This window comes from Flavobacterium sp., assembly GCF_021151785.1.
GTDB lineage: Bacteria > Bacteroidota > Bacteroidia > Flavobacteriales > Flavobacteriaceae > Flavobacterium.
Genome location: NZ_JAGKWP010000087.1, coordinates 1 through 9,759, shown reverse-complemented (window position 1 = coordinate 9,759; position 9,759 = coordinate 1). Strand labels below are relative to the sequence as shown.

Annotated in this window: 9 protein-coding genes; 1 reads left to right on the top strand and 8 read right to left on the bottom strand. The window is 34.5% G+C overall.

The window, feature by feature from the left end; all coding sequences use genetic code 11:
* Positions 1 to 6: 6 nt before the first annotated feature.
* The 6 genes from arsB to corA all read right to left on the bottom strand — a co-directional run bounded on the left by arsB (position 7) and on the right by corA (position 4,381).
* Positions 7 to 1,038, bottom strand: a complete 1,032-nt coding sequence (gene arsB, locus QZ824_RS09125; protein ID WP_291275712.1) for an ACR3 family arsenite efflux transporter — start codon at positions 1,036 to 1,038, stop codon at positions 7 to 9.
* A gap of 5 nt (positions 1,039 to 1,043) precedes the next feature.
* Positions 1,044 to 1,655 carry a protein-tyrosine-phosphatase gene (locus QZ824_RS09120; RefSeq protein WP_291275711.1) on the bottom strand — a complete coding sequence of 204 codons (612 nt, stop codon included), beginning with the start codon at positions 1,653 to 1,655 and terminating at the stop codon, positions 1,044 to 1,046.
* Positions 1,656 to 1,666: 11 nt separating this feature from the next.
* Positions 1,667 to 2,272: a class I SAM-dependent methyltransferase gene (locus tag QZ824_RS09115; protein ID WP_291275710.1), complete on the bottom strand. Its 606-nt coding sequence runs from the start codon at positions 2,270 to 2,272 to the stop codon at positions 1,667 to 1,669.
* Positions 2,272 to 2,745, bottom strand: coding sequence for a DUF6428 family protein (locus tag QZ824_RS09110; protein ID WP_291275709.1), 474 nt, complete (start codon positions 2,743 to 2,745; stop codon positions 2,272 to 2,274). The genes QZ824_RS09115 and QZ824_RS09110 overlap by 1 nt, the downstream gene beginning before the upstream one ends.
* Before the next feature lie 120 nt (positions 2,746 to 2,865).
* On the bottom strand, positions 2,866 to 3,189 hold the full coding sequence (locus QZ824_RS09105; RefSeq protein WP_014387958.1) for a metalloregulator ArsR/SmtB family transcription factor: 324 nt from the start codon (positions 3,187 to 3,189) through the stop codon (positions 2,866 to 2,868).
* A 121-nt stretch (positions 3,190 to 3,310) separates the two neighbouring features.
* Positions 3,311 to 4,381, bottom strand: coding sequence for a magnesium/cobalt transporter CorA (gene corA, locus QZ824_RS09100; RefSeq protein ID WP_291275708.1), 1,071 nt, complete (start codon positions 4,379 to 4,381; stop codon positions 3,311 to 3,313).
* 48 nt (positions 4,382 to 4,429) lie between these two features.
* Between corA and hutI the strand changes: the two genes are divergently transcribed.
* Positions 4,430 to 5,665 carry an imidazolonepropionase gene (gene hutI / locus QZ824_RS09095; protein WP_291275707.1) on the top strand — a complete coding sequence of 412 codons (1,236 nt, stop codon included), beginning with the start codon at positions 4,430 to 4,432 and terminating at the stop codon, positions 5,663 to 5,665.
* Here the strand turns inward: hutI and QZ824_RS09090 are convergent.
* Complete coding sequence (locus tag QZ824_RS09090) at positions 5,662 to 7,335, bottom strand: RluA family pseudouridine synthase (protein ID WP_291275706.1); 1,674 nt, start codon at positions 7,333 to 7,335, stop codon at positions 5,662 to 5,664. The two genes, hutI and QZ824_RS09090, sit on opposite strands and share 4 nt — an antisense overlap.
* 253 nt (positions 7,336 to 7,588) lie before the next feature.
* Positions 7,589 to 9,759 (bottom strand): S9 family peptidase (locus QZ824_RS09085; RefSeq protein ID WP_291275705.1); only part of this gene is annotated, 2,171 nt, incomplete at its 5' end.

The window sequence follows — 9,759 nt, the reverse complement described above, 5'->3', positions numbered from 1 at the left end:
TATCATTTATTTGAAATACTTTTTCTTCAACCAAAAAGCAATATTTACCAAAATAATCAAAGCGGGAACTTCCACCAAAGGACCAATTACTCCAGCAAAGGCTTGCCCGCTATTGATTCCAAATACACCGATAGAAACGGCAATTGCTAATTCAAAATTATTACCAGAAGCGGTAAATGATAATGCAACTGTGTCTCTATAATCGGCACCAATTTTCTTAGCCACAAAGAACATCAAGAAAAACATAATCACGAAGTAAATCACTAATGGGATAGCAATTCTAAGAACGTCAATTGGCAAATCAACTATCATTTCGCCTTTTAGACTGAACATGACTACAATCGTAAATAAAAGCGCTACCAAAGTAATCGGCGAAACAAACGGAATGAATTTCTGATTGAAAAATTTATCTCCCAAATACTTTTTGATTGCAAAACGACTCATTACAGCTAACACAAACGGAATCCCTAAATAAATTCCAACCGTTTTTGCAATTTCAGCAACGGTAATAGTTAATTCCAACCCTTTTATTCCAAAAAGAGGCAATAGTATTGCTAAATAAAAATAAGCATACAAACTGAAAAAAAACACTTGTAATAAACTATTGATTCCGATTAAACCCGCGGTTAATTCTCTATTTCCTTCAGCTAGTTCATTCCAAACGATTACCATGGCAATACAAGGTGCAATTCCAATGATAATTAACCCTGTCATGTATTCTGGATACTCTTTTAAGAAAAACGTTGCTAATAAAAACATCAAAAATGGACCTACAATCCAAGTGATGAAAAACGAAGCGGATAATAACTTGGGTTTTTCCAACATTTGAGACACTTTTGAAAAATCGATTTTAGTTAAGGGCGGATACATCATTAAAATCAACCCAATTGCCAATGGAATATTAGTAGTTCCAGAGGAAAAAGAATTGATAAAATCGGCTGAACTGGGAATAAAATAACCTATTCCTACTCCAACTACCATCGCTAAGAAAATCCAAAGCGTTAAAAAGCGGTCTAAAAATCCTAATCGTTTTTTCATGTATATTATTTTTTAATTTGTGAGAATACATAATGCATTTCAGAGGCAATTTGCAGACTTCTTTCTGCGTATTTTTCATTCATTACATCGGTTCCATCAAAGGCTTTTGGATCGTCGTATTTGATTGGAAATCGAGCTTCTGCACCAAAAACCATCGGACAACCTTCATCGGCATTATTGCAGGTCATGATGGCACCAAAGTTGCTTTTCGGATTAAAAGCATCGAAATACGCTTTGGAAAAACAAATGATGGGATGTTGATTGTTCTCAAACTTCACCGCATAAACGGGATTTTTTCCTTCACTTAATTGCTGAATTTGAAATCCTTGGTTTACTAAGGTTTCGCCAACTTTAGGAAACATCGCTGTAGCTTCTGTCCCACCCGAATAACAAAATACATTTTTGATTCCAAAATGAAATGCCATGGTTTGTGCCCAAATTTGCGACAAATGACTTCTTCTCGAATTATGCGTACAAATGAAGTTCAATCGGATTTCCTCGTTTAAATCGACTTTAGATTGTATATAGTCGACTAAAGTGTCTAAAATTTCTTTTCTTTCTTCAGATACTGCAACTGTTGCAATTTGCTTTATAGTTTTTTGTAAATTTTCAAACATGAGGCATTTGTTTATTTTTTAAATACACAAAAAATAAAATTCTGAATCGTATCAAAAGGTGTCAGATGATCTTCTGTAAAACAATTTATTTTTTCAAATCCTAAAAAAACGTTCTCAAATCGCGCTTCAGTATATTGTTGTATTTCCAATCCACTGCATTTTAAAGGCCCTTTGTCTGAAAAAGTTCCAATAAACAATAAGGCATTTTCAGAAGTAAATTCTTTGGCCTTTTGCACATATAAAGCAACCTCTTCCGGATTTGTTAAAAAATGAAAACTGGCTCTATCATGCCAAACATCAAATTTTTCTGTAGTAGTAAAATTCAAAATATTCGACACTATAAATGTCACCTCTTTTCCTTTTTCACCTAATCTTTCTTTCAAACGAAGAAGTGCATTTTCAGAAATATCCAACACTGTAATATTTGTATATCCTAACTGCAACAGCTCATCAACCAGAAAACTATCTCCACCACCAACTTCAATGATTTTGGCCTCTTTTGCAATAGCATTATCTACAAAAAAAGCAACCGAAGTTTTAGGATTCGCCTGATACCAACTCACCTCATTTTGGGCTTTCGTTTCAAAAACTTTTTCCCAATGTGCTTTTTTATCCATTAACAACAACCCGAATTAGGTTTACAACAACTCGTTTTTGCTTGTAATTCTTTCAAAGAAACTTTCATTTTCTCTTCTGGAATTCCACAATGATCACTCGCTAAACAGGTAGTTTGGGTTCCAATTAACGCAAAATTACCAGCAAAAAAATCCAATTTAAATTTACCAATAGTCGTTTCCATTTGGTATTCCACTAGCACCTCAGCATCTTCCCCACCCTGTTTTTCAATAATCGAAGTAATAATTTTCAAAAATTTCTCCGAGGTCAATCGGTGTTCCACATCACCCGCATACCACAATTGAAACGTAAAATAATTTTCTTCACGAAAAGTATTTCCACAATCCGTATATTTTTTAGCAATAAAACCCATTTCCGTAATATGAAAATGAGAGGGCACCAAACTTCCGTCGGGCAAAACAAAATTTAATTCTTTTAAATCTTGCAATTGATAGATTAATTCAGATAATAACATATAATTTTATTTTTTAGAAAAAGACATTTATAATTTCAGCACACTTAACTTCGGGTTTTCCGCAGTACACGGTACTTTGCTTCAACCCCGTTTACAAAAGACGCCTTGTTTTTCAATTCACTAACAACATTTATTTTCTAACTTAATAGAAACTCCCATAAAATAACGGCCAATTTTAGAAAACGTATCTTTATTTAAACAATAACAAATCGATTTCCCTTCAACCGTACCTTGAATGATTCCAGCACTTTTCAATTCTTTTAAATGTTGCGAAATGGTTGCTTGTGCTAAGGGTAATTCATTTACAATATCATTACAAATACAAGTATCTACTTTCAATAAATATTGCACTATAGCCACCCGCGCCGGATGCGCCATCGCCTTCATTAAATTTGCTAACTCATTCTGTTCCTGAGTAAAAGCATCTGATTTTGTAATTCCCATATCGTTATATTTCTATATTGCAATATTACGATAATAATCCGAATAAAAAAACAATTCCCACAAAAAAACCGCTTGCGGGAAATATTTTAAATTCTTTAATAAATTACTAATGAAGGGGGTATTAATACCATTTCCGTTTTTTGAAATAGATAATCATTCCAATTAAAAGTAAAAACATGACTGCAATTATAATAAAATAACCATATTTCCAGTGCAGTTCCGGCATATTATCAAAGTTCATTCCGTAAACACCTACTATAAATGTCAACGGCATAAAAAACACCGAAACCACAGTAAGGGTTTTCATCACTTCATTCATCTTATGACTTTGCATAGAAAAATAAAAACTAGAAGCGGCTTCCAAAGAATACAAATCGGCGTCAATTTGATCTAATAATTCTAAACATTTTTGATGTAAACGCGCAAAGAAGGAATAATTTTCAGGTGCAATAGCATTGAAAACATCATCGTCTTTCATACTTTTAATCGAATATAAAGAATCACGCAATGGCACAATAGAACGACGTAAAAAATTCAGATTATCTCTATGTATTTCAATATCTTCCAATATTTTTTGAGAAGTAGTAGTCTTGGCTAAATCAATAATTTTGTCAATTTTATGTTCTTCATTTTCTATTGTAATGTAGAAATTTTCCATTACCGCATCGAGCAACAAATACAATAGATAATCCACTTTTTTATCACGAACTATACCAGCGTGTTGACGTAAACGTTCTCTGATGTGCGTGAAAAAATCACTCGATTTCTCTTGAAAGGAAAACAAAAAACCATCTCGTAAAATGAAACTAATTTGTTCCATATCAATGGAATTGGAATTTCGTACTGGTAAAATGGACTTAATATTAAAGAACAACGTATGATGGTATTCGTCAATTTTGGAACGCTTTAGAATATTTAAAATATCACTTAAAATAAAATCATCAATCTGAAATTTTACTCCTAATTCTTTTACCAAATGAATATCATTCAACCCATGAAGATTCAGCCAATTATTTTTATTATGCTCCAAATGCTTATCAATCTGTCCAATATGAATGTCTTGGTACTCCGACAAAGACTCCGTATCGTAAACAAACAATTGCATTTCGGGCTTAGTCTCTTTATGATTTCCCGTATATTCCAAAAGTGTAGGCACTACTTTTCTTCCTTTTTTATACAACAACTTTCGCACTTCGATTAAAATATTTACTTTTATGCTTTACAAATATAACGAAAACGAATGCAAACACTACTTATTCATATCAAACAATTACTTCAAGTACGAGACACACCAATTCATAAAGTATCTGGGGCTGAAATGGCCAATTTACCATTACTTGAAAATGCCTATTTACTTCTTGAAAATGATGTAATACTGGATTATGGTAAGATGGAAAATGCTCCATCTTTAGAAGGGATGAATGTGGTTGATTGTTCTGGTAAAATTGTATTGCCAAGTTTTTGTGATAGCCATACACATATTGTTTATGCAGGCAATCGTAGTGGCGAATTTGTAGATCGAATTAATGGTTTATCCTACGAAGAAATAGCAAATCGCGGCGGTGGCATTTTAAATTCGGCTAAAAAATTAAACGAAACTTCTGAAGAAGAAATTTATGACCAATCTAAAAAAAGATTGGAAGAGGTCATTTCACAAGGAACCGGAGCGGTAGAAATTAAATCGGGTTACGGTTTAACGGTTGAAGGGGAATTAAAAATGTTACGTGTTATTAAACGTTTAAAAGAAAATTATCCTGTTGCTATAAAAGCTACTTTTCTTGGTGCCCATGCTTTTCCTATGGAATACAAAGAAAACCATCAAGCCTATATCGATTTAATCATTTCAGAAATGTTACCTGCCATCGCTAAAGAGAATCTAGCTGATTACATCGATGCTTTTCTTGAAACAGGTTATTTTAGTTTAGCGGAAACTATTCAAATTATGGAAGCTGGTAAGAAAAATGGCTTAACTCCCAAAATTCACGTGAATCAATTTACAGCTATTGGAGGTATAAAAGCTTGTGTAGACCATGGCGCGTTAAGCGTGGATCATTTAGAATTGGTTACAGAAAACGATATAGAAGCTTTAAAGAACTCGAATTGTATGCCTGTAGCTTTACCAAGTTGTTCTTATTTTATAAGTATTCCCTACACACCTGCACGACAAATGCTTCAAGCTGGATTGCCTTTAGCTTTAGCTTCTGATTTTAATCCGGGAACAACGCCATCAGGCAATATGCATTTTGTAGTTGCAACGGCTTGTATAAAAATGAAAATGACACCAGAAGAAGCTCTAAATGCGGTTACTATTAATGGGGCTTATGCTATGGATTTAAGTACAACTCACGGAAGCATCACTCGAGGTAAGAAAGCGAATTTTATCATTACGAAACCACTTCACTCTTATTATGAAATTCCGTATTGCTTTGCTACAAATTTAATTGATAGTGTGTGGTTAGAAGGGAAAATAGTTTAAAACTCCGCCTCCACTAAAATTTCCATAAGTTCTCCAGAAACGGGATGATGAAACTGAATCCACTCCGCATGAAGATGCAAACGATTGGCTTTGGTTCCGTATAAATCGTCACCTACAATTGGTGCGTTCAAACCCAATTCATGAGAAGCATGCATGCGTAATTGGTGCGTTCTTCCTGTTATAGGGTAAAAATGAATACGGGTTTGTTTGTTTTTTATAGAAAGCACTTCAAAATGGGTTTGAGCAGGTTTGCCGTGTTCATAACACACCAATTGTCGTGGTCTATCATTTAAATCTACGCGTAAAGGTAAATCAATAAAACCAGTTGGTTGTTTAACAATCCCGTCCAGTAAAGCTACATATCTTTTTTTGATGGTGCGATGGATAAACTGACTTTGCAACTTCACATAAGTAGGTTCGTCTTTGGCAATTAGCATTATTCCAGACGTAGACATATCCAAGCGATGAACAATAATAGGACCAGTAGCTTCTGGATACTTTTCTTTAATTCGATGGTAAACGGAATCGGCAATAGTTTTTCCTGGGACCGATAAAAACTCTATGGGTTTATTAATTACCAACATCACCTCATCTTCATAAACAATTTCGATATCTCTACCTTGAGCCTGATTTTCAATAAGCGGATTTTCATCCATAAGTAAACCATGCAACATATGTCCCATCAATATAGGTTCACATTTTCTTCGGCAAGCCGGGTAAAATTGTTTATGCTTACGCACCTCAGATTTCGGAGATTGCCCCCACCAAAACTCAGCCATTGCGATGGGTTTTAATTGGTGTTCAAAGGCATAATGCAATAACTTTGGCGCGGCACACTCCCCTGCTCCAGCGGGAGGATTATCGTCAAATATTTTGCCTAAACTTTTTGTTTTTCCTTCAACATTTAAGAAAGCGTATTCTGCAAACAACAACTTTTGTAAAGCTGCTGATTTCTGTTTACGCAATTCCTTTAAATCGTTTATTTCTTGAACATATTGATCATACCTCGCTTTTAATTCTTGCAAACGATAGTCAAAATACTTAGTCATGTTTTTCAACAAAACTTTTTCTTTGATACTTTCATTACTCCAACTCACTTCCATAATATGATAGAGTAAGGGTTGGTTTACTCTATCAAAGGTAGCGCGTTGTTTGTTTCGAATTTGTTTTTGAGATTGTATTTTCTCTTTTTGTTCAGCAATACAAGTAGCCGCAAGAGCCGTTTCTCTCTCAAATTTTTGTTGACATGCTAAAAATTCTGGAGCTTGCTCTAAGCTTTCTATTTTTTCAGTTATAGCACTGATGACGTCTTCCTCTTTACGAAAAAAACCATGTTCGTCTAGCATATCAAAAACAGTTGGTACAAAATAAGGCAGATGATTCACTCCAGCTAATTTACCTGAAAAAGCCCACAAATAACCGATTGCACCCTGTTGATTTTGACACACCAAAACCCCAAACATTTTTCCAATGATTAATCCTTCCTGTCCTTCTTTTAATCCAAAATTATGCTCAAAATCGGTTTGGTTTTCAAGATATTCTTGTAATTCTTGCGCTGCGATTAAACTCAGTTCATGAGGTTGATAATAAAACGGAAACGTGAATTTTTCAGGTAAAGTAATTCCTGATATGTTGGTTTTAAATGATTGAAAAAGTAGGGGTGTTTGCATGAGGCAAAGATAAAATTTAATATCAAAACAACAGCAATTGTCTACCTAATTCGATAGTGCGTGAGGGATAGAGCGGTTTGTTTGAGCACGCCCGAAGGGATGCGAGTAGCGAAAGCCCGACACAAGCAAAAAATGAGTTAACAAACGACATTTTTTGCTTGTGGCACGCCCATAAAAAAATCCGCCTACTTTTCAGTAAACGGATTTCTTAAATTATATTGTCAAATTAACATTGTCTAATTAACTAAATGCCTTATTTCTTCAAATGTGTATCAAAATAATCGGCAATTTTAGCATACATATGAATTCTGTCTCTTCCACTCACATTATGTTCATGATTTGGATATAAGAAGTAATCCACTTGTTTACCCGCCTTAATGCAAGCTTCAATAAAATTCATACTGTGTTGTTGCACCACTACAGGATCTTGAGCCCCATGAATAATTAACAATCTTCCTTTTAGGTTCTTAGCTTTATCTAACAAGGATGTTTTAGCGTATCCTTCCGGATTTTCTTGCGGTGTATCCATATAACGCTCTCCGTACATAATTTCGTAATACTTCCAATCGATAACCGGTCCGCCCGCAATACCTACTTTAAACGTATCGGCTTGAGAAGTCATCAATGAAGTAGACATAAATCCGCCAAAACTCCATCCAAAAACGCCAATTTTATCAGCATCTACAAATGCTTTTGATTTTAAGAATTTTATCCCTTCCATTTGATCTGCCATTTCATTTACCCCAAGTTGACGGTGATTTACTTCACAGAATTTCTTTCCACGAGCATCACTACCTCTGTTATCCATGGTAAATACCACATACCCTTGTTGTGCCATGTAAATATCGAAATACCCAGCTCCAGACAACCATTTGTTCGTTACCAATTGCGCATGAGACCCTCCGTATAAATAAACCATTACAGGATATTTTTTAGTAGCATCAAAATTTGCAGGATAAATGATTCTTCCGTTTAATGGTGTTTTACCGTCGGCAGAAGTTAAAGTGACCAATTCAATTTTAGGTAAATCGATTTTCCCTGCAAAAGGATTATCTGCTTTAACCAAAGTAGTATTTGCCATTTTGTTTTTAACATTCAAAATAGAAATTTCATTAGGAGTAGTAGCGTTACTATACTGGTCTAAAATCATGGTCCCATCAGAAGAAACCGAAGCATTGTGCGTACCAGAAACTGTTGTTAATTGGATCGTTTTTCCTGATTTTAAATCAACTTGATACAATTGACGGTCTAACCCATTATTTGCAGTTCCGATATAATTAATTTTTGAATTAGTCGCATCAAACCCAAGTAAATCGGTCACCACCACATCTTTATATCCTAAGTTTTTAATCAACTTCCCATCGGTTGAATATAAATACATTTGGTTAAATCCATTAAAATCCGTTTGATAAATGAACTGATTGGGATTGTTTGGCACAAACGTAATCGCATGTTGTGGTTCTACCCAAGTCGTTGCCTTTTCTTCAAACAATGTTTTTACGAAAGCACCTGTTGAAGCATTATATTTATTGAATTTTAAATGATTTTGTTCACGGTTTAAAACACCAATAAAGATAAACTTCCCTGTTGGTTCCCAAGAAACCATAGTTAGATATTGTTCTTTAGGTTCACTGGTTTGAATCGTTACTTTTTTACCCGAAGCTACATCGTAAACTACTACCGTAACATTTTCACTAGTCATACCCGCCATTGGATATTTGATATCTTTATTAACCGCTTCACGTTCGTTCCAATTCGTCAAAGGATAATTAGCCACCATAGTTTCATCTTTACGGTAATAGGCTAATTGGGTTCCCGCTTCATTCCACCACATACCTTTATCAATTCCAAATTCTTGACGGTGAACATAACTCGACCCATTAACAATTCCAGAATTTTCATCATTCGTAACTGCTATTGTTTTTCCATCAGCTAAGGTAATTTGAATATTGTTTCCTTTCAACCAAGCTACTTGATTATTTGAGGCAAAAGTTGCTTCTGAACCGTCACTTGGATAAGCAACAACCTTCGTGATTTGCTTTGTTTCAACATCAAATATAATGTTGTAATTTTTATTTTTCCCCGCTAGTTCTGTTTCAAAAGTATTTTTAGATTTCCAATGAACCATAGGAAATGTACGTAAGGTAAATTCATCTCCTGAAATTTTGGCCTTAAGAGCAGATTCTAATTCAGTCTTAGTAACCAAAGTAGCTTCTGTCCAATTAGTAGAAGCACTTTTTTCCATTAAACCAGAAAAATCAGCACTTAAGTAAGTTACAGCTTTAGTGTCTTTTCTCCATTGAGACGCGGATAATGTTTTTGAAGCATATTTTCTTGGCCCCATTACTGTTTCTTCTATTGTCAATTTTTGAGCAAAAGCAATACTTCCAATTAAAAGAAAACTAAAAACGTATTTTTTCATTG

What these genes read in the sequence shown, in the direction of transcription:
- arsB (WP_291275712.1), bottom strand. Translation starts at nt 1,038, where the DNA reads ATGAAAAAACGATTAGGATTTTTAGACCGCTTTTTAACGCTTTGGATT.
- QZ824_RS09120 (WP_291275711.1), bottom strand. Translation starts at nt 1,655, where the DNA reads ATGTTTGAAAATTTACAAAAAACTATAAAGCAAATTGCAACAGTTGCA.
- QZ824_RS09115 (WP_291275710.1), bottom strand. Translation starts at nt 2,272, where the DNA reads ATGGATAAAAAAGCACATTGGGAAAAAGTTTTTGAAACGAAAGCCCAA.
- QZ824_RS09110 (WP_291275709.1), bottom strand. Translation starts at nt 2,745, where the DNA reads ATGTTATTATCTGAATTAATCTATCAATTGCAAGATTTAAAAGAATTA.
- QZ824_RS09105 (WP_014387958.1), bottom strand. Translation starts at nt 3,189, where the DNA reads ATGGGAATTACAAAATCAGATGCTTTTACTCAGGAACAGAATGAGTTA.
- hutI (WP_291275707.1), top strand. Translation starts at nt 4,430, where the DNA reads ATGCAAACACTACTTATTCATATCAAACAATTACTTCAAGTACGAGAC.
- QZ824_RS09090 (WP_291275706.1), bottom strand. Translation starts at nt 7,335, where the DNA reads ATGCAAACACCCCTACTTTTTCAATCATTTAAAACCAACATATCAGGA.